This is a genomic window from Burkholderia sp. RF2-non_BP3 (genome assembly GCF_001522185.1).
GTDB lineage: Bacteria > Pseudomonadota > Gammaproteobacteria > Burkholderiales > Burkholderiaceae > Burkholderia > Burkholderia diffusa.
Genome location: NZ_LOSU01000066.1, coordinates 57,527 through 76,247 on the forward strand (window position 1 = coordinate 57,527; position 18,721 = coordinate 76,247).

General features: G+C 60.6%; 20 protein-coding genes. 5 read left to right on the plus strand and 15 right to left on the minus strand.

Features of this window, described 5'->3' with window-relative positions:
• Positions 1-470 precede the first annotated feature (470 nt).
• From WS45_RS29600 to WS45_RS29675, 15 genes are all read right to left on the minus strand, one after another.
• Positions 471-2,792: a hypothetical protein gene (locus tag WS45_RS29600; RefSeq protein ID WP_059702995.1), complete on the minus strand. Its 2,322-nt coding sequence runs from the start codon at positions 2,790-2,792 to the stop codon at positions 471-473.
• 291 nt (positions 2,793-3,083) lie between these two features.
• Positions 3,084-3,548 (minus strand): hypothetical protein, encoded by a 465-nt coding sequence (locus WS45_RS29605; protein WP_059702997.1) that lies wholly within the window; start codon positions 3,546-3,548, stop codon positions 3,084-3,086.
• Positions 3,549-3,561: 13 nt separating this feature from the next.
• Positions 3,562-5,082: a hypothetical protein gene (locus WS45_RS29610; protein WP_059534603.1), complete on the minus strand. Its 1,521-nt coding sequence runs from the start codon at positions 5,080-5,082 to the stop codon at positions 3,562-3,564.
• A 79-nt stretch (positions 5,083-5,161) separates the two neighbouring features.
• Positions 5,162-5,572, minus strand: a complete 411-nt coding sequence (locus WS45_RS29615) for a hypothetical protein (protein WP_059534601.1) — start codon at positions 5,570-5,572, stop codon at positions 5,162-5,164.
• A 216-nt stretch (positions 5,573-5,788) separates the two neighbouring features.
• Positions 5,789-6,262, minus strand: a complete 474-nt coding sequence (locus tag WS45_RS29620) for a hypothetical protein (protein WP_059702999.1) — start codon at positions 6,260-6,262, stop codon at positions 5,789-5,791.
• 8 nt (positions 6,263-6,270) lie between these two features.
• Entirely contained in the window at positions 6,271-6,663 is a 393-nt protein-coding gene (locus WS45_RS29625) for a hypothetical protein (RefSeq protein ID WP_059703001.1), read from the minus strand.
• 86 nt (positions 6,664-6,749) lie between these two features.
• On the minus strand, positions 6,750-7,211 hold the full coding sequence (locus tag WS45_RS29630; protein ID WP_059703003.1) for a hypothetical protein: 462 nt from the start codon (positions 7,209-7,211) through the stop codon (positions 6,750-6,752).
• A gap of 283 nt (positions 7,212-7,494) precedes the next feature.
• Positions 7,495-8,322 (minus strand): PRTRC system ThiF family protein, encoded by an 828-nt coding sequence (locus WS45_RS29635; protein WP_059703005.1) that lies wholly within the window; start codon positions 8,320-8,322, stop codon positions 7,495-7,497.
• Positions 8,322-8,957, minus strand: coding sequence for a PRTRC system protein A (locus tag WS45_RS29640; protein WP_059703007.1), 636 nt, complete (start codon positions 8,955-8,957; stop codon positions 8,322-8,324). Before WS45_RS29640 ends, WS45_RS29635 begins: the two co-directional genes overlap by 1 nt.
• Complete coding sequence (locus WS45_RS29645) at positions 8,954-9,679, minus strand: PRTRC system protein B (protein ID WP_059703055.1); 726 nt, start codon at positions 9,677-9,679, stop codon at positions 8,954-8,956. The genes WS45_RS29640 and WS45_RS29645 overlap by 4 nt, the downstream gene beginning before the upstream one ends.
• An 18-nt stretch (positions 9,680-9,697) precedes the next feature.
• On the minus strand, positions 9,698-10,837 hold the full coding sequence (locus WS45_RS29650) for a PRTRC system protein F (protein WP_082722078.1): 1,140 nt from the start codon (positions 10,835-10,837) through the stop codon (positions 9,698-9,700).
• 99 nt (positions 10,838-10,936) lie between these two features.
• Positions 10,937-11,155, minus strand: coding sequence for a PRTRC system protein C (locus tag WS45_RS29660; RefSeq protein ID WP_059703012.1), 219 nt, complete (start codon positions 11,153-11,155; stop codon positions 10,937-10,939).
• Positions 11,156-11,163: 8 nt separating this feature from the next.
• Positions 11,164-11,589 (minus strand): PRTRC system protein E, encoded by a 426-nt coding sequence (locus tag WS45_RS29665; RefSeq protein WP_059703014.1) that lies wholly within the window; start codon positions 11,587-11,589, stop codon positions 11,164-11,166.
• Between the two features lie 76 nt (positions 11,590-11,665).
• Positions 11,666-13,345, minus strand: a complete 1,680-nt coding sequence (locus tag WS45_RS29670; protein WP_082722079.1) for a PRTRC system ParB family protein — start codon at positions 13,343-13,345, stop codon at positions 11,666-11,668.
• A 275-nt stretch (positions 13,346-13,620) separates the two neighbouring features.
• Positions 13,621-14,622 carry an N-6 DNA methylase gene (locus WS45_RS29675; protein WP_059703025.1) on the minus strand — a complete coding sequence of 334 codons (1,002 nt, stop codon included), beginning with the start codon at positions 14,620-14,622 and terminating at the stop codon, positions 13,621-13,623.
• A 569-nt stretch (positions 14,623-15,191) separates the two neighbouring features.
• Here WS45_RS29675 and WS45_RS35500 point away from each other — a divergent pair.
• The 5 genes from WS45_RS35500 to WS45_RS29700 all read left to right on the plus strand — a co-directional run bounded on the left by WS45_RS35500 (position 15,192) and on the right by WS45_RS29700 (position 18,671).
• Positions 15,192-15,524: a hypothetical protein gene (locus WS45_RS35500; RefSeq protein ID WP_059703027.1), complete on the plus strand. Its 333-nt coding sequence runs from the start codon at positions 15,192-15,194 to the stop codon at positions 15,522-15,524.
• Positions 15,521-16,774, plus strand: a complete 1,254-nt coding sequence (locus WS45_RS29685; protein ID WP_257140688.1) for a DUF1173 domain-containing protein — start codon at positions 15,521-15,523, stop codon at positions 16,772-16,774. The genes WS45_RS35500 and WS45_RS29685 overlap by 4 nt, the downstream gene beginning before the upstream one ends.
• A 28-nt stretch (positions 16,775-16,802) precedes the next feature.
• Positions 16,803-17,222, plus strand: coding sequence for a hypothetical protein (locus WS45_RS29690; RefSeq protein ID WP_059703029.1), 420 nt, complete (start codon positions 16,803-16,805; stop codon positions 17,220-17,222).
• Positions 17,223-17,332: 110 nt separating this feature from the next.
• On the plus strand, positions 17,333-18,004 hold the full coding sequence (locus WS45_RS29695) for a Lar family restriction alleviation protein (RefSeq protein ID WP_059703031.1): 672 nt from the start codon (positions 17,333-17,335) through the stop codon (positions 18,002-18,004).
• Between the two features lie 85 nt (positions 18,005-18,089).
• Entirely contained in the window at positions 18,090-18,671 is a 582-nt protein-coding gene (locus WS45_RS29700; protein ID WP_059703032.1) for a cold shock domain-containing protein, read from the plus strand.
• The last annotated feature ends 50 nt before the right edge of the window (positions 18,672-18,721 follow it).

Below are 18,721 nucleotides of genomic sequence, written 5' to 3' on the forward strand. Positions count from 1 at the left end.
GGTGAGTAAAGCCAGTGTAGGAGCCGCCGTCATGCGGGCCGACCGGAAAGATCGAGAAATTCGCGCGGCTTTCAAACGATCACGTCCCGAATGACGAGAGGGGCCTTCTTGGATTTCGGCACGCGCCCGATCACCCTCATCACACGTAGGACTCGGCGATATGCATGTGACCGCGTTGAGCGGTACAGCGGTCCTCCCGATATTCGAACCGGCCGCCGTCTCGAGGGTCGGTTGAGCGGTCGCCCGAGCGACGCCATCCGCCGGTGCCCTCTCTTGATTGCATGCGAGGATTAGTGAAACACCTATACGCCCGAGGGGCGAGTCGGAACCAATGGAAGCATTCCCGGTTTTGGTTCACCTGATGGTTGCCTCAAAACGTGCACACGGTCACGCAGGACCGTGTGCGTTTCAATTCGCAGCCTTAGTTTGGCTCGTCATCGCATGACAATGAGCCCTGGATTCCGCGACAGCTACTTGTCGAGCAAGCGTGCATGCAAACTCTCAAGTATCGACCAGCAAGGAATCGGCATCTTCACGACCTGGGTTGCTTTGCCGCCTCGTTTCACCCACGAACTAGTGACAACCCGCGACGCCTTGCGATCGATCGTGTAGTCGGCCGTGTAGATATCGCTCAGCATGCTCACAATCAGCGTCCCGTCCACACACGGGCATAAGTTGGCGACCTCGGGCCGCTTGAACTGCTTGTCGAAATCGAGATAGATCCATGAAGGATGCGCAATCTTGCCTCTCCTGCATTTGAGCATCGAGGCGTGCGTTGCGCACGCAATACCGCTCTTTCCGAACAGCCAGACATAGTGTGCATCGACGTCGATTCCGTTGTAGCTCTTCCAGCCTTCTGGGCCTTCCACGGTGAACGGCTCAGCCTGTTCCGCCACATACAACCGATTGCTGTTGCGGACCCCGCCATATGTGAGCACCGAGTTCTGTTTGCGCTGGCTGTGGCCGGTCAGGGCGTCGCCGTCCGGGTCATCCGATAGAGCACTCGCAGGAACATACACGGAGCGAATTTCCGCCAGGTCGGCCCGATTAAGCTGGATGTTCAGCCGGGTGCTCTTCCCGTCTTTCCCGATCGTGTAGTAATTCACATAGCGCGCATCGTTCATCTCCCTGTTCTCGATCGCAAGCGAAACGAGCGTCTTGGGGTGCGTGCTGCCTTCAACACCGAATGTGCCATCGTTGAACGCAAGTCCGCTGACGTCGAGGTACGTCTCCGGGTTCCTCCCATCCCGGAGATCGTCGCCGATCACGGGGCCGGTGTCGGACAGGTTGCCACTAACAGAATCGAGAAGAAAGTGCGAAACGCGGGACGGATATTTCTCGACCGCCAGAAGTTCATATTTGGGAGTGAACGAGTCAACTTGGGTCTTGGGGGTATGGATGGAGAGGCTAACAAGCCAACCTGTGTTTCTTTTATAGTCCCACGCGAGGGGGGCGGCTTTGCCGTTGCCCCGGGCGACGTACAGCACGAGATCTTCCATCCAATGTCCAACGTGCACATAGAGTCCACGCTCACGCGCAACAGGCCGTACGGCCGTCACAATCCTAAGCATTTCCTTTCTATCCGCATCCCACGACTCGGGAAATGCGTTCACTATCGCCCCAAGATCGAGCACAGCGTCATGGCACCGGGCTCTGACGCGATCGGAAAGGGGACTTGTCTTGTTCGACTCCTTGGTTGCCGCCAACACCGCTTCCAGTTTTCTTCGGCTGGGCACGCAACAGAGCATTGTATTTGCCGTCAGCAACTGGATATAGGTCTGGCACCAGAGGCCGAGCACTTCGGGCCATCCATCCTTGCTCTGGTTCGACTCCTTCTCAAGATATCCCGCCACTTTCCAGTTCGAGAAAATCGGAGTGTCGAGCTTCTCCTGATCCCTCCCAAGCCCCCAACCGAGCCCCTTCAACGCCATCAAGAATGCGTCCGCTTCGTCTTCGTTCGTGAGGGGCATGTCGAGAATTTCATTGATGCTTTTTTTTACTGTCTTCCGGAGATGGTACTTGCACGTGCTACCCGACCGCGATGTCTCCGTGTATTCCATTGCCAGGGTCAAACTCGTATCGCTGTCAATTTTCTCGATCTTGTAGGGTCTGGGCGGCGTATCGCAATCGAACGTGAGCCACTGGCCGATCTCGGTGGTCGTGCTGAAGTTCGTATCGGTGCCAACGACATCCTTTGAATTTCGCGTCAGGGACACTTTACCGGGGAGCGCGACAGCCGCCTCCCACTTATGCTCGCCATTGCATTTCGAACTCAACGACGATGCGTAGCTGCTAACGCCATGGCCGAACCCCTTGATGGACTCGATCTCCTCGTCGGTCTTGAGCTGATCCAGCATTTTCTGAATCTTGCTTTCGAGCGAGGGTTGTTGCGGCGCGAAGAAACTGAGAATCTGTGCCACAACCGAGAGCAGTGCACCGATAAATACGCCTACAGGCCCACTGGTTGCTGTCGCGGCAGTCAATATCGGGAGGACGCTCGCGCAGATGCTCATCAGCGCCGCGGAGCCCGAGACATAGTCACCCTTTTTGAACGCCTTGTCGGCTGCGTAAATGCCATTCACAAGAGCCGGAAGATTCTTCGCGATGGAATCGCTGATGTCCTTGTAGCCGGCGGACTTTTTCCCCTTTTCCACCGCCAGTGCATATTGCGCTTCGATCTGTTGTATATCGTTTTCCAAATTTACCCGGTCGACAGGATCCATGCCATCCAGCTTCAATTGCAACAGCAGGTCAATTTGCGCGCGGATTTGTTCCTCTACTGGCGTAGGCATGATTGGGTCCCCGTCTTGAATGTTGGATGTAACAGCGATGTTTGCTGCTCTTGGCCTCTGCCCCGGCAGCGGCATATATACCGCGTATGGATAATAGTCGGAAATTCTTTCAGAAACGTAATCAACCATCCGGACGCTCAATGGGTTCAAATGCCCGCCTATCAGCGCCAGTGAATATCCGAAAGTGGCCGTACGCTGGCGGTCCCACCCGTGTTTAGCCTGGAACGCGACGACGAAAAAAAACCGGCGCACGTGGCGCCGGTTGTTCGATAATGAATGGTGTAGCACCCCTCACGTCCCAAGCAGTTCGCCCTGGACGCTCAACATCGGAAGTACTTTCGCAAGGCCCTCGGCGTCCCGCTCACGCATCCGTCGCGTTCGCTCCTCGCCGACACCGTTGTGCTTCTCAACCACGTAGACGAAGTACTGCGGTTTCGCCGGCCCCGGCCATACTCGCCATTCGGCCATGATGCGGGCGCGCATCTCCGGGGAACACGCGAAATATGCGGCACGCCCCGAGCGCCAGACACGCGCGTCGTGGTCGCGCATCCGCTGCTCGCTCTTCCGGGCCCGTTCTATGCGCAACGCCTTCTCTGCATCGACGTCCGTTTCAGGTGCCGGCGCGAGCTGGTCCGCGAACAAGGGACAGTCACGCTCGAGCTTCTTCGCAATGCGCTTGTGCCGATTCAAGAAGGCCAGTTCCTTGCGACGCGTCCAGATGTAGTCCTCGTAACGGATAGTTCGATCGAAACGCATAATCCCCCCTCGATCAAGCTGCCAGCTGAGTGAGCCGCGACCGCGCATAGTCCAGCGTGCCGTTCTTCGCGTGGAGTGTCCGCCCTTCAGTCGAACCCGGCTTCGCCAACGCGTATCGCGTCGCCGCACCATGGCGAAAGCTACGGATCTCCGAGTAGCCGTCGGCGATCGCCTGGTCAACGTGCTCGACGCCCGTGATCAGCACGTTGTCGTGCGTGCGGTACCGGGCGAGGCCTGCCTGTTCCTTCGCGTCATTGGCGGTCTCTTCGGCGCGACGGTGCGCGCGGGCGGCGTCCTGCTTTGCCTCCCACTCGGCTTGTGCCGCCTCGTCATAGCCGCAGAACGCGAAGATCGCACGCCGCCGGCGCGTCGAGTTCAGGCCGCGCAATGAAACACCGAATTGCTCGCGCAATACACGCTTGCTCTGGTCGTTCCAGCCGGCCGCGTGGTCCAGGACTGACAGCAAAGCGCCAACGTTACGCGCCTCAACATCGGCGGCAAACCGGTTGGCCCCTTCGAACGTCATGCGGCCTCGCTCCAGCTTCGCCATCTCGACCTGCAGTTTGTACTGCCGCAGCGAGATCCGCCCCTTCTGTCGGTCGGCTCCGAGCCTGTCCAGCGACTTTTTCAGGACGGCGTCCCCGATCAGATCACGCAGGCGCTCGGCTACGGGCGACATCGCGAAGCCGACGTCCACCGGACGCTGGTACTGTTCGGGAAGATCCGGTTTTTCGACGAGGCCTGCGGCGAACAGCCGGTCGTCAACCTCCACGTAGGAGATACCGGCCGGCGCGGACTGCAGCGCGGCGACGATACCGGCACCGAGCTCGGCGTCGATCTGCCTTTTCTCGTGACGGTAGATCGCCACCGCGGACTGCATGACGTCGTACGGGAGCGTGTTGCGCAGAACTGGCACGTCCAGGAGAACGGGGAACCACCGCAGGTCGTACTGGAAGCGCTTAGCGTCGCCACGATAGTCCGCCAGCACCGAATCAGGAATCGGGTGATCCAGAAACAGCGCATAGGCGACATGAACCTCGTGCCGGCCGTTTACCCCGCCTGAGAGCGAGAGACGCGGCCCTTGCGACGTGAAGCCGAACAGCGCGTTTGCAACGTGGTCACAGACATCCGGCAGGTGGAAGCGCCGACCGGCGCCGCGCGCGGCCTCGACTTCAGCCTCGATCTGCTCGCCGGACAGCATCCATGCCGGCTTCGTCGCCAGCTCGAACACGAACTGGAAGACCTCCCAGCGCTTGCGCGTGACTTGCCAAGGTTGCAGTTGCCGCCCGTCCCGGCTAAACCAGCGGTTGCGGATTTCTTCGAAAAGCGAGGTGAAGATCGCTTCGGCCGTGCCAGGCTGTCGTACGGTCAAGATTCCGTTGTAGCGGAGGATCGGCATTTCGACGCCACCGCGCGTGAGCGAAATCTCGGTCGTTTCGTAGGCGGATAACGTTGCGTCGTGAAAAAACACGTGGAATACGTGTGCGAGGGTGTCGACGTGGATCGAGGCGTCAGGAGTTTTGATCGTGTACATCAGTGGTTGTCCTTGCGAAAAGGGGCAACCACCCCATCCGGGCAGTTGCCCCGGATTGGGAAAAATTGAAGGTGACTCGTCAGTCGATGTTGAGCAGGTTCGATACCACCGCGGCAACGGCCCAGCCATGGGAACGCGTCAGCGTCTTGATGCGAATGAGCGGTTGAGTTCGCCAGTGGCCGACGCCCAACGCTGCACCGAGCCAAACTGTGTCGAGACGGACGATCCACCCTTCCGACTGACCCCGCTCGATCGACACGCAGCAACGCCGCTTATTCTCGCCAGCGGCCGGCCATTTGGACCATGGCTTTCGACCAAACACGGCCTCGTTTGCATACATAGACCGATTGGCAACGAACACCCATTCCGGCTCGAGCTCCGTAGCACGAAGTGAGTCCTCGATGTATCGAGCAACCTCCTCGACCGTCTTACCTTCGAGTTCAAACGCGTCCTGCGACCGCGATACCGGCCGCTCCAGTACTTCAGACATGGAAACCCTGAAAATAAAAAGGGCCGCACCGAAAGGTGCAGCCCTTGATTGGCAGGCGGCCGCCCAGATGGGCGACCGTCAGTTCGATTTAATGCGTGTGGTGCCGCAGAGAACGACGTTGGTCGCGCTCCGCCTTACGACCGCGTTCGCATGCGACGACGCCGTAGCCGCAGAACACCAGCGTCAGAAGCAGTGCAACAGGACCGAAGTACATATTCATTCTCCGTTCATGGAATCCATGCCTACGACATAAGTTACCACACCGATCACGACCAGTGCTGCAACGTTCATCGCCGCCCAGATCGAGAACTCCGAGATGGCGTGCACGTAGCCGACCACACCGACGATCGACGAGACCGTCAGCGTATGGCAGAACCGTCCGAACTGCTGCCGCTGGTCCTTGGACCAGGACGCTCGAACAAGTCGCGCCCCCAGCCGGGACCGCGGCGTGGCGGCCGGCGGCTCTACCGAGACGACAGCAAAGCTGTCGACCGTCGATTGAATGAGCTTTGCCTCATTACCATCCCAGGTAGCGGTGATCACCGGCGGCGACTCACTCTCATGCACGACCGCCAGGAAAGCACGGACACGGGCCGAGACATAGACCATGCCGAGTTCCGCGTCGTAGGACCCGCGATCGATGATCGAGATCCCGGAGGGGTACTCGATGCAGATGTCGACGAATTGCATCACGCCCCCTATCGCCGGTCGCCATCGAGACCATCCACGAGCCGCAGGCCACCAAGCAACGCCTGATAGCCCTCGTCCGTGTCGAGCTGCGCGAGCGGCACGACGTTGTCACCGCCGCCAGACAGGTCGCGGTGACCGCGCCGGGTGCGAAACGACACCGCGACATGCTGGCGCGATGTCGAATCCGCAACCTCGAGCATCATCCGACTGGTGCGCAGGGTGACGCGGCAGCCGCGGCCGGCCTTCGCCGGCTCGGCTACCACCTCGTGCTCACCTGCTCGCAACCGCAGATCGCGCGCAACACGATGCAGCATCCGCGTCGCATGGTGGGTCAGCGCAGCGTCGGACGCAACGCCACCCGCGCGACGGTCCGCGTACAGAACTTTCGGTACCTTGAACATCTTGCCCTCGAAATGAAAAAAGCGAGGCCCCAAACGGGAACCTCGCTATGCAGGAAGAAGCCGGCGGCTGCCGGCGAATGAACGGCTCAGCGCGTGATGCGCATGCCGGAAGAACTGCTGACGAGCATCACGCGATCGCCAGGGGCGAAGCGCTGCTCGTCGGACTGAACGACCACCAACGTGCGGCCGGACACCGTGCGCACGACGACCTCAAGGCCGGCGTGACGCGCGAGCGATTCCGACAGGCGCTGCGACACGTAGGCCGCACCGGCGCCAGCGAGCGCGCCGGCGATGTATCGGCCGTTGCCGCCGCCGATCGTGCGCGAACCGAGAAATGCGCTGACACCCGCGCTCAACAGCGATGCCAGACCGGAACGGTCCGACTCGTTGCTGATCATGACGCCGCGCACACTGACGACCGTGGCCGCCTCGATTTCTCCCGTGCGCTGAACGTCGTAGCGCTGGTAGACGTCGGGGGAACCGAAGTCGTACGAAGCGCACGCGGTCAACGAAGCGAGGAGCAGAACAGAGATGAGAAGCTTGAACATGGCGATTGCCTCAAAAAAAGAGGGCAATCGCCCGTCAGGGAAATTGCCCTGACAGGGGAGCCGACGCATGGTCGGTGAGAGAAATACGCACGGACAGAGCCGATGCGAAGGGGTCGATGCGAAGGGGTCGATGCGCAGACGCGCGAGAAACAGGTTCAGTGTAGGCCGGCGCGCCACCATCAACCGCCGGAATCGTCGAGAAAACCACCACGCTTTCTTCTGGACGAAAAAAAAGCGCCCGCCCGATGACTCGGGAGGCGCTGGTTGAAGTTGTGTTGGCAATCTACCACGGGATATGCGGGTCCATCGGGTCCACGCCCTTGCTAGGCCGCGACTTCTTCGGCTTTGGCGGGTCATACCCGAAGCGCGCCCAAGCCATCGGATCGATGGGCACCGGGTTCGTTCTTCCTGTTGCCAGGTTCACGAACACTGCAGAGTACGACAGCGATCCCGTCCGATAGAGCGTCCACAGCAGATTGAATGCCTGGACCGAAATCGCCTGGTTGATGACCAGCGACTGCTTGCGCAGCGCGTCGGCCATCGAGCATGAAGGCGTGTCGTCGTCCTTGTCGTTTCGCGCGTTCAGCAGGTCCGGAAACAGATCACCCACGTGAGGCAATCTGTCGTGCCGGGCCCGGCCGAACTCGCCAAGAATGACCTGGCCGCGATCCGTCTCATTGCCGCAGTCGAGGTAATACCTCACCTTACCCCGCTTCGCCGCTTGGACGATCGCATGACGCGCCCGGCGCGTATCCACGCAACCCACCACGAGGTCAGCGTCGAGCCGCACCCGCGAATCAACCCGTCGCGGCTCCGCCTTCCACCGCGTGCCCATCAGGTTGTTGAGCCGATTCACCATGAGAAGCGCTTTGTGCTGGCCGACGTCGTTCGGATAGAACCCCTGCCGACCGACGTTCGTCTCGCTTACCGTATCGTCGTCGAACACTGTGCATTCGATCCCGCCCGGATGGCCCAGTTCGATCATCGCGTGATGTAGCCGCGCGAGGCTCGGAAGAAAGGCGCTTCCCGTTCCGCCGGCGCCTACAACCACTACTTTCCACGGCGCCCGCACCATGTCCTCGGGAATGCGATGCTGAATGGGCTGACTCATCACGCAACCTCCCGGGCCATTGCTGCCGCCCAAGGTTCCGGTACGTCCGGCAAGTTCTCGAAGATCCCTTTCACGCAGAGCCTAAGCACGCGCGATGGTTGCCGATCGCAGTTGCCCAGTACGAACGCGAACTTCACGTCGTGACGGTCGTCCTTGTTGTCGGTAATCGAAAAGTAAGCCGGCCACTGTCCGTGAGAATGACAGTCGACGACCAGCGATTCCCCATCGGCGAGATTCGGCCGCTCATACTCGAGGTGTGACGGCCCGTGAGACAACGCACGCAACGGAATCAACCGGAACCCGCACGATTTCTCGTTCCAGACGATCCAGGCACCGATCTCGTTCGGAAACGCCTCCCGCGTCATCGCATGAAACTCTGCGATAAGCTCCGGCGGCACGGGCCCGCAGTGCAGTTCCGTTACCTCCGAGACTTCCCCGTATGGAACCGGGGTGAACTCGTGGTACATCGCGATGCGCCGCACCGTTCGGATCCAAGGGCGGACGACCTCAAGGAACACCCCATTCCCACCGATCAGCAAACGCTCTCCCAACCGCGTCATCGGCTCGACAGGTTCGCGCGACGGCACCATGACAGTCGGAAACGAATGCTGCAGCACGGTATCGATCGGATTCATACACCACCTCCGTTTGCACCACGCACAAGCTTCCCGGCCGTACGCGATGTGGGCACCAGAACCTTCAACGGAAACGCCTCGCCGAACTTGCCATCCAGCATGTCGCGCCAGAACGCGAACACGCCGCGCTTATATTTCACCCGCGCGGAGCCTTGGTTTGGATGGGTGAAGGCCGACTCAAAAAAGGCCGATTCCCACCCGCCAATCGCCTTCACCTCGACGCGGGTGGGTACCTTGGCAGTGCCGATGCAGATCTCGCCGCCGTCCCACGTGTTGAAGTACGGTGGCTCGAACAGCGGCGTGTCGGCCGATGGCCGATCGGCAGTTTTCACGGAGAACACGCGAAAGCCAGAGATCGATGCTTGGAACACCAGCCCCGGATGCGGAACGACCGCCGAACGAACACCCAATTCTTGGCAGTCGAAGAACACTCGGCGCATCGCCGGCGGACTCCACCACGTAACACTCGTGCTGGACGTGCCGAGAACGTTCGACGGCAGAAACTCCGACTTCGGTGCGGCGTTCTGGTCGAGCTGGAACAGCGCATTGAGCAACGCGTTGTGATTCACTGGTCGGCCTGCGCCAATCAGCGGCCGACCGCCACGATCGTGGGTGATTTCATGGACGGTGGCGAACTGATTGCCCGATTGACCCGCGTAAAAAAGGATGGCGGAAGCGAGCTTAACGGCTCGCTTTACCTCTGCTGCTGCAAGTTCAGACATATGGATTCCTTGGCTCATTCAGATAGACCGCAACGCCTGCAAAAGGCGATCGACGTGCTTCAGCATTCGGAAACCGAGTGCAAGATCGCGGTACTGCTGCGCGATGGCGTCGCTGCGCGTGGAAAAAGGGATGAAGGTGCTGTAGTAGGTTTCTTCGCTACCCTGGTGGGCGTAGTTGTAGTGATCGTCGAGAAGCTCACCGATGAGAGCGTTCTCGTCGATGACGACCGTGGCCAACGCATAGATCGGCTGCCCATCGACACCCTCTCCGAGAAGATGTCGTTTGCCGGCGGTACGCAGAAGACGTGACAATGTGGCGAGCTCAGTGCAGACGTTCGCCATTTCTCCGTCAGTCGATGTACGCAACGCCAACAACTCGCGCTCAAACAAATAACTCGATTTCGAGCGCCGACCAGTCACCTTCGCCGGTTTCCGGACGGAGTCGGGATAGATCTGCGGACGCACGACACTGGGAAGACGCCGAGCGATCGACTCTTCGTCGTCCTCGTACATCTCTCGGAGCCACTCGATCGCCTCCTCATCAGTTGCTGACTCCTCGTACTCCCAGTGAAAGCGAGCAAACTGGCACAGGAACCATCCGGGCGTCCGGATCAGCCCCGTCCGGTACGAGACGCGATCGAGAACCGATAGCACCGAGGGAAGCAACAAGGGGTGAACCCGCTCGGCCGCCGGAGCGAACTTCTCGAGCGAATACACCTCCTCGTTCACCATTTCCAACGCGAGATACAGAGGGGACTCCAAGTTCGACTCGTCCCCGTTGCAGCGGCACTCGACCATCTCCACTACCGTCGCTCGATCCAGAAGCACTGGCGTGTAGGAGATGTTCCGCGTCTCCATCCCGATACGTCCCAACCACGCCTTGAAGGCTTGCTTGAAAGCATCCAACGCGCCGGAAGGACTTTCGACGTCGGCCGCGCGAAGCGGGCCGTCGACGAAGTGCGTTTTCGCCATCTCAGCCAAATCGATCTCGGTGCGCCACCGGTACATCCCTGCGACAGGCACGCGATCCGATAGCGCCGGCAGCGTCAGAAAATCATGGGCAGATCCACGTCGGGCAACTGAACCGCGCGTCGATTCCCACTGCGGGCCGTCGACGTCAACGAGACGTGAATCAAGTCCCGGAGGACCGTACAGCATTTGGAAACCTCGTCGTCATGAAAAAAAACCGCCCATCCGGGCGGTTCTTGTTGGTTGAAGCCGTTGTCCGGATCGGACAAGGCCTTGAGCAGATCGTCCTCACGCATGGGAGCCTTTGGCACCCGCCGCGCGGACGAATTTGTAGTGCGCCACCTCGCCCTTGATTTCGGGGCCATCGACCGCAGCGGTCGTCAGCTCCGGATACTGGGCGGTGTACAGATCACGCACCTGATCCGCCGAGAAGGCCGGTCCGGGGTCCATGAGAGCCATACCGTTGTAGGTGAACTCGCGTACCAGTGCAGCAATGCTGATCGACATGGTTCACCTCACAGGAGCAACAACGACAGATCCGTGCCGACCGGCTTCTCGTCGGCCGGGGGCGTCACCCCGGCCGCTTCCTCATCCGCATCAGCGTCTTCGTCCACGGCCGCATTCGTGGCCGCAGGCTTCGACGCTTTCGACAATGCCTTCTGCGCCTTCGTCGCCTGCGACTGCTGCTGGGCCTCGAGGATCGCATTGGTCGCCGCCACCTGATCGCCGAGCGACTGGTGCACATCGGTAAAGCTGCCGATCGCCGCCGCGAAGCCCTCGTCGAGCTCTGCGGCCGTCGCTTTCAGGATCAACGGCTGTCGCAGCATCGCGTCCTTGCCACCTGCCGGCGTCAAAAACACGACGATGTTGTCGCCATCCATCGTCAGCGACAAGACGAGTTTTTCCGCGGAACGAAGCAGCGGTTCGAGTGCTTGAAACATTTGAATCTCCAAATAATATGCGCCGCTCGAGGCGGCGCAGAGTGTCGATGCGACTCGGCCAGGGGCCGCCCGCTGCTTAGAACTTGAGAACTTTCAGGAGCTTGCCCTCGTAGGTGAAACCTTCGACGGCGAGCAACGCCGTGATGACTTCGGCCTTCGACTTCGAGAAGACTTTCTTGAAGCTGTCGCCCATCGCCACGCGCAGCCCGAGCTCGTCCGCGATCACCATCATCTCGGCCTTGGTGACGAGGTCCAGAAACTCCTTGTCGAGCTTCCAGTACTGCGTCAGATCGAGGTTGTGGTGCTTGCAGAGTTGCTTGAGATACGAGACGTCGAGACCTTCGACCGCCGCGACAAACATGCCGGTGACCAGCATCGCAGCCTGCTCATCCGACGTGGTACAAGCGAGAAGAAGAGCCTTCGGGAGATCGGCCGCAGGAGCCTTCTCGTCCGTCACCTTTTCGTAGACGGATCGGAAAACTTCGTCCTTGATCTGACGCGCATAGCCCGCGAGGACGATTGCGATCAGGTACTGTCGAGCGAGCGCCGCATTTTTGCCGACGTCGCGCCGCAGTGCCTTCCGCCACAGCGCCTCACGGTATTGCTTCACCCGGTCGGATTCGGCGACCATGGTTACCGCTGCCGGCGCGGAGGCATCGGAGCTCGATGCACTCTTGCCCGCTGCTTTAGTCGGAACGGACGAACCCTTGGCGTCAGAGGTCGCAGCTTTCGCCGCCGCTTTCTCAGCCGTGATCCGGTCCGCAACCTTACGCATATTGCAGACAGTGTCGAAACACTGGCCGCGGAAGGTCTTGCCGAGAGAATCGGGCAGCCCGCTGACCGCGACGCCGTAGTTCTGGCAGCCGTGGCACGCCCTCGCCTGCTCCGCTCCTACACCGTTCGCCCCGTCGACCGCGAGTTGAACCCGCGTGTGATTGTCGCCGGCGCGCACGATACGCACGGTTGGGAACTCGTCACGTAAGCCCGCGGCCGTGACCTCGAGCTGCTTATCCGTCTTCCCGTTGTAGCACTGGCGATTCGTGCAGTTACCGGTCGCGATCGACTCGCCGAACATCTCGGATTGCATCGCCGAGTTGTGCGGGCACGCCGCGCAATCGGTCTTGTCGAAGATCGCGGCGGACAGAGAGCAAGCCGCGCTCTCGACGAGCTTTCGCACGTCGGTAACGGACTTCTTCTCGGAGATGATCACCGGAAGCACGCGATCCTGATTCTCCTTGGACAGCGCGGCAAGCAGCTCCGCGTGACCCAGAAGGATCTGGCGCGTGTTCAGGGCGATGAGGACTTCGTTACTGCAGTTCAGCAGCGCGAGACGGCTGTTGAGCGTGGGAAGGCTCCAGCCGATCCGCCTGGCAGCCTCTTCGCGATCCCCTTGACAGCGGCCGAGGAGGCGCGCCGCCTCGACTGCCTCGTCACCGGGGGACATGTCGTCACGCTGGATATTCTCGGTAAAGGCGATTTCTTCCGCCTCAACCGCATCCACGTCTTTGACGTTCACCGGCATGTCGTAGTCATCGCCGCGCGTCTCGAGCGCGGCTTTGTACCGACGGCCGCCGGCGATCAGTTCGTAGAATCCGTCGTCGAGGGGTCGGACGATTACCGGCGTATCAACACCGCGAGCCGAGATCGACGCCTTCATTTCGGCCATCTTGGCGTCATCGAAGTACGTGCGAGGGTTCCGGCCCAGCTTGATACGTCCGAGCTTGATGGTAGGTTGCTGCAGAGGGGCTTGTTGCATTGCAGATTCTCCGAAGAGGGAACCTGCCCCCGATCGGGAGTGGTTCCCGGTGGGGTTGGAAAGGAATGCCGGCGGCGCCGGCTGAGTCGATGCGTCAGAGACGCGGTAGATGAAGAAAAGATACCGCTTGAATTTTCGGGAACTCGGCGGAAAGCCCATAAGAACGCGCTAGCTTTCACCGGTTGCCGATCGCGGCACCCGCAGGGACTGAAGGAAAAAAAGCCCGATCGAATGATCGGGCCTTGGTGTAAGAGGATGTCGCGCTACCGCGCGTTTTAGAAGAGGGCCAACTGATCGACGGCCTCAAAGATACTGGCCCTCGACTGCTCGACAGCGTCGTCGAAGAGATCGCAGAGGGTGTCGGCAGGAGGCACTGCCGCGACCGCCGGCACTTCGACGGCCATTGCCACGGCGACCTCACTCTCGAACATCAGGTCATCGTCCGGTTCCTGCTTTACGTCGGCGTCCGGAGCGACCGTGCTCCGGTCCAGCGCCAATACTTCGCGCAGAGCATCTGCCTGCCTGCGCTGCCGAAGCTTCGCCCGCCAACCGCCGAGAATATGCGCCGGGGTGTACCACATGCCCCACACTTCCCCGGTGAGTGCATTCCCATGCACGACAATCGCTGGGATATGCATCATCGACAGCTGCAGGTACGTCATATGGACGCAGCGTGCATCGATGTCGATGCACGTTGCATGCATGGTCTGCTGATAGTTCTGGCCAATCGACAGCAATGCATCTGCCGTCGCGATCACCATCCCACCAGCACCACATGCAGGCTCTTGCATCCGCATGACCCCCTCCTGCTCGATGACCTCGCTGCGGCTACCAATCGAGATGCCGGCCATCAACCGAGAGACGCAGTAGGGCGTGAAGAACTGGCCGGCACGATCGTTCCCGATCTCCAACATCATGTACGTCTCGCCGAGCACGTCCGTCAGATTTCCTGGACTCGGCAGCGCGCCCGGAGGAAGGCGGTCGTCGACGCCAAGCCGATGCTCGAACGAGAGTGTCAGCTCCGCGAACATCCTGGCAAACAGTTGCAGCTCTTCGGGTTTGTATTTTCCGACTATCTCTAGGTAGCGTTTTTCCCGCGGTTCAAACTGGGGCTTGTCCACGCTGTTGCTAAGCGCGATAGCGGATATCTCGACGAAATCCGCAAACACAGCATTGATCTGATGGGCATAGCCAAACCGCTTGAGCAGCTTCACGACTTCAGCCTGATGGGGATCGGCTTCGCGTGCAAACTTTCTTTCCGCACTCTTTCGGCTCATACAGCGGCCTCCAGCGTACGGACAGTTGAAACGGACATGGTGCTCTCCAGATTGATGACGGGAGAGCACGCCCGACGGGAGTGATCCCGTAGGGGTGCAGTAGATGGGCCGCGCGCGGCCGTAGGTCGATGCGTCGTAGACGCGGTGGTTGGAACGGATGGTAAAGCGCGGTACCAGAACTGGGGGCCCGAAATGCCGTCAGGTTCGGGCACGCTTTCGCCCAGGTGGCCGAGCAGCCGAGATATCCACAATTACGCTGCACAAGCTTGTGGATAAGTCGCCGCCGCCCTAGCCTAGCGGCGCTCGCAGCTCGATGCTCACTTTTTAAGCAGAACCTGGGCCGCGCAACCGGTTGAGCGGGGTAAGGCGAAAAGCTCCAGCAAACAGGTGCGCTTTCTCAGGCATCTCCAGTGCCCACCGGCTGCATGGTTGAGGTGCGCGCGTCCCTCGCTCCCACCCTACCAACCGGGTAAGTGCTCCTTGGGCCGGCTGACGCGTCACCGCATTTGACCGGCCGCCGTGCCACGCGTCGCGCACCCCCATACGCCGAAACCTCTAACCCACTCAACATGGACCTGATCATTCCCAGTCTGCTGATGATCGTCACCCTGGTCGCTGTCTTGACAAGGCTTAGCCACGATAGTCGAATAGTCGTCGGTTGCGCGACGGTGGCCCTCCTCGCCGCGTCCTGGGCTTTCTCGGCACTGAGACGGCAGCTCGATCGTTGGCGGGAACAGCGAGACGCCAACGAGAAAATGGTCATGGAACAGCGGTTCCCGTTTTGCCACATAACCCGTCTTTCGACCGGCGAGTGGTTCCTCACGGAGAAGGAGACGGGCCGTGAATACAAGGGCCCGCTGAAGACACCGCTACCAATCGCAAACAACGAGGGCGCACGATGAGCCGCGTCTCCTTTGCGGGCGTCGCTGTTCCACTCGACGACGTCCAGGAAAAACCCGCCGCATTCGTCCGCCCGCTCGAGCGCGCGAAGATCAGTCCGGGGTACGCGCAATGCCTATGCCGCGGCGCGGCCTCGCCGCTGCGCCTCCAGATCCGCCGATACGGGAGCCTGTTCCATCTTGCCGGGTGGCCAGATGAGGGACCGTTGCACGACCGCCTGTCTTGTTCGTTCCACAAGGATCCGAGTGACGGGAGCAGCGAATCCGGAAAGGCCCTGCCAGGCATCGTGGCCACCGCAGCGGGCTTGCGCGCGAAGCTCGACGTCGCCCTCACACAGCGCACCGTCGGTGCGGTATCAAAGGGCCCACGGCAAGCCGGTGCACCCACGACCTCGCGCCGCTCGGCGCCGCTCCTCGGCTTCCTGCAGACGCTCTGGCAAGTCGCCGGGCTCAATCGCTGGTCCGGTGTTGAACGCGCGCGGAATTGGGGCGTCTGCAATGCGCGTGTCCTCGCCGAAGTCAGCGACGCCGTGATCAACGGCGAACCCGCAGAGAAGGTCCTGCACGTCATGCGCAGGTTCCAGGAAGCGGATCGCAACGCGATCAACGCCGAGTTCGACGCTTTTCTCGCACGCGTTGTCCAGCGCGACGGCACGAACCATCGCGGCCTGGTCATCGGCGAGATCTCAGAAATTGGCGTGCCCCCTTTCGGGCGCTCGATCACATTGCGACAGAGCGCAAAGCGGTACTACTGCAATGCCGAGCTGATCGCGTTCGCCGAAAAGCGATACGGCCACGCGATGCGCGCCCTCGGCGACGGGAGCGCCCGAGTTGTCGCGATTCTCGTGATCGAGCGTACGCCGAAGGGGCATCACGTTGTAGTCGAGCTCGCAGCAATGCTTTGCTCGTCCACGTACATCACATGCGATTCCATCCACGAAGTCGCTATGGCAAATCGGCTCGTTGTCGAAGGCCGCAGCTTCGTCAAGCCGATCCGGCTCGACGAGGGCGCCGACATGCTGCCGGACTTCGTCCTAACGGACACTGCGGAGCCGACCCACATCGAGGTCTACGGGATGAATGGCTTGACCGAGTACGAGACTCGCAAGCGGGAAAACAACGTCTTCGCATATCGCGCGGAATCCAAGCTGTGGAGTGGGATATCGACAGGTCTCAGCTGGCCGACCTCCGGTTCCCCCCCATTGCCCGACGAAGCACCGGGCCTTGACTTCGCCGCGCCGCCGGCAAGATGAAGGCATCTTCTCAACCTGGATGCCTCCTATGCACGGTAAGTCGCTGTTTCTCCATCACGCGGTCTCCCGCACCGATCAGTGGAGTGCGCAGTTTCCTGCCCTCTCAATGGCATGTCGCCAACCCGACTCGTTCTCCGGCGGCCGACAGCTCGCCGTCGCGGTGACCGACGCTCGCGGACTGCGGTGCGCAGTCTTCACGAGCTTCGGCGCCATCCTCGAGTTCCGCGCGTCGTGGGACGAACTGGAACGCGCCGGCACCTGGTGGCATTACGCGCGGGTATGGCATTTCTGGTTCGTCGACGATCTTCAATCCGCGCGACGAGTATTTCCTACCGATTCCGGCCAGATCGTCGTCGCATCCTCCGAATCAAGCGACACATCCAACACGTCCACCGACTCGCTCCTGTCCCTTATTCGCGTTGCGGAACTACGGGCTTCACGCGATTAATTCAGACGAGTAAGGAATTACCGGAAGGAATATTCGCGCTTTTCTCGGTTTTGCCGGCATGCAAAAACAGCAATAATGCCGGCGACGAGAAACTTACAACCTTCCGACAAATGATCGAACAGCTCTATCCATGTGAGCACTGTGGCGGCCGGCCGACCGTCGGCCGATCCCAACGACTCGTCGAGTGCGACGAGAATCGCCGATTCGATTTCAGCCAGTTCGGCCGTTTCGGCGGCCCCCCGAACATCGGTGACGTACTTCCCCGCCCGCCCGAGGCTCCGCTGACCGAACCATTGGTCTGCATCTATTGCACAGGTTGCGGCATGTCGACGCAGTGGGAAACGATCGGCGACGACGAAGCGGCCGCGAAAGACCGCTGCGCCGAAACATGGAACCAGCGCTTGAATCGACCGAAGGCAACGGATGAGGACCTGCGAAGGCTGATCGAGAGAGAGCTCGGCGCCTGCGATACGCAGCTGGTTCTCGACATGCTGTCCCGCGTAGATGGAGACTGGAACGAGATTGGTCCGATCTTCAAGATGTTGGCGCAGCGCATTGTCGACGCGACCGTCGTCACCTTCGATACGTGGCCGATCGCACCGGTACTCGAAGACGCAGCACGATATCGAAAACTCGTCCAGTTGGCGAAGTGGATCGAAGTCGACGGCCAGGACTATGTCCAGTTCCCGAAAATCCACTCGCCGAGCGAGCATCGAGATTTTCTGTTTGAAGATCGGATCGCGATCGCGGTGGACGCCATGCCCGACCGAGATCGGTGGTAGCTGGTGAACGCCACAACACGTCGGGCGACCAGGCGCCGGACGGATATCATTACGAACTCGACCAACCAACTACAAAACCAGAACCATGCGAGGAACCATAAAGTGGTTCTCGAAGGATAAGGGCCACGGCTTTATCCACGGGGAAGCAGCCACCGACTATTTCTTTCACGTCAGCGACGTCCTCGGTGCCGAGGCGCCACGCGACGGTGACATCGTCGAGTTCGATGCCACTTCAAACAATCGGGGTCCACGCGCGGCCAAAGTGCGTATCCTTGAAAAGCAATCGCGACCCTCCGCCTCGCAACATCGCGACGATCGCGTCGAATGCATTGCATGCGAGAAGAAGATGGTCCCGCGGATCATCACGCATCGGGGGCGGCCAGAGCGCTCCGTTTGTCCGTATTGCGCAGCCACATTCAAACGGTTCGGTATGTGCTTCATCGCTTCCGCCGTCTACGGCGACTACGACGCACCGGAAGTTCTTGCTCTTCGCGGATTCCGGGACAACGTGCTCCGGACCACGAAGCCGGGCCGATGGGCGATCCGGACGTACTACCAGGTATCGCCACCGCTCGCGCGATTCCTCCATGCGCATCCGAAGCTCGCGAAGCACATCAGACCAGTTCTCGACGTAGTCGTTCGCAGTGTTCGGCGGCGCCCGCAGTGAACAAAAAAGGCTCTTCGTGGATTTCCGGGGGGAACGCCGGCGAGGAACGT

Excerpts from the sequence above, each read along its gene's own strand:
- WS45_RS29600 (WP_059702995.1), bottom strand. The coding sequence starts at position 2,792 with ATGCCTACGCCAGTAGAGGAACAAATCCGCGCGCAAATTGACCTGCTG.
- WS45_RS29605 (WP_059702997.1), bottom strand. The coding sequence starts at position 3,548 with ATGCGTTTCGATCGAACTATCCGTTACGAGGACTACATCTGGACGCGT.
- WS45_RS29610 (WP_059534603.1), bottom strand. The coding sequence starts at position 5,082 with ATGTACACGATCAAAACTCCTGACGCCTCGATCCACGTCGACACCCTC.
- WS45_RS29615 (WP_059534601.1), bottom strand. The coding sequence starts at position 5,572 with ATGTCTGAAGTACTGGAGCGGCCGGTATCGCGGTCGCAGGACGCGTTT.
- WS45_RS29620 (WP_059702999.1), bottom strand. The coding sequence starts at position 6,262 with ATGCAATTCGTCGACATCTGCATCGAGTACCCCTCCGGGATCTCGATC.
- WS45_RS29625 (WP_059703001.1), bottom strand. The coding sequence starts at position 6,663 with ATGTTCAAGGTACCGAAAGTTCTGTACGCGGACCGTCGCGCGGGTGGC.
- WS45_RS29630 (WP_059703003.1), bottom strand. The coding sequence starts at position 7,211 with ATGTTCAAGCTTCTCATCTCTGTTCTGCTCCTCGCTTCGTTGACCGCG.
- WS45_RS29635 (WP_059703005.1), bottom strand. The coding sequence starts at position 8,322 with ATGAGTCAGCCCATTCAGCATCGCATTCCCGAGGACATGGTGCGGGCG.
- WS45_RS29640 (WP_059703007.1), bottom strand. The coding sequence starts at position 8,957 with ATGAATCCGATCGATACCGTGCTGCAGCATTCGTTTCCGACTGTCATG.
- WS45_RS29645 (WP_059703055.1), bottom strand. The coding sequence starts at position 9,679 with ATGTCTGAACTTGCAGCAGCAGAGGTAAAGCGAGCCGTTAAGCTCGCT.
- WS45_RS29650 (WP_082722078.1), bottom strand. The coding sequence starts at position 10,837 with ATGCTGTACGGTCCTCCGGGACTTGATTCACGTCTCGTTGACGTCGAC.
- WS45_RS29660 (WP_059703012.1), bottom strand. The coding sequence starts at position 11,155 with ATGTCGATCAGCATTGCTGCACTGGTACGCGAGTTCACCTACAACGGT.
- WS45_RS29665 (WP_059703014.1), bottom strand. The coding sequence starts at position 11,589 with ATGTTTCAAGCACTCGAACCGCTGCTTCGTTCCGCGGAAAAACTCGTC.
- WS45_RS29670 (WP_082722079.1), bottom strand. The coding sequence starts at position 13,345 with ATGCAACAAGCCCCTCTGCAGCAACCTACCATCAAGCTCGGACGTATC.
- WS45_RS29675 (WP_059703025.1), bottom strand. The coding sequence starts at position 14,622 with ATGAGCCGAAAGAGTGCGGAAAGAAAGTTTGCACGCGAAGCCGATCCC.
- WS45_RS35500 (WP_059703027.1), top strand. The coding sequence starts at position 15,192 with ATGGACCTGATCATTCCCAGTCTGCTGATGATCGTCACCCTGGTCGCT.
- WS45_RS29685 (WP_257140688.1), top strand. The coding sequence starts at position 15,521 with ATGAGCCGCGTCTCCTTTGCGGGCGTCGCTGTTCCACTCGACGACGTC.
- WS45_RS29690 (WP_059703029.1), top strand. The coding sequence starts at position 16,803 with ATGCACGGTAAGTCGCTGTTTCTCCATCACGCGGTCTCCCGCACCGAT.
- WS45_RS29695 (WP_059703031.1), top strand. The coding sequence starts at position 17,333 with ATGATCGAACAGCTCTATCCATGTGAGCACTGTGGCGGCCGGCCGACC.
- WS45_RS29700 (WP_059703032.1), top strand. The coding sequence starts at position 18,090 with ATGCGAGGAACCATAAAGTGGTTCTCGAAGGATAAGGGCCACGGCTTT.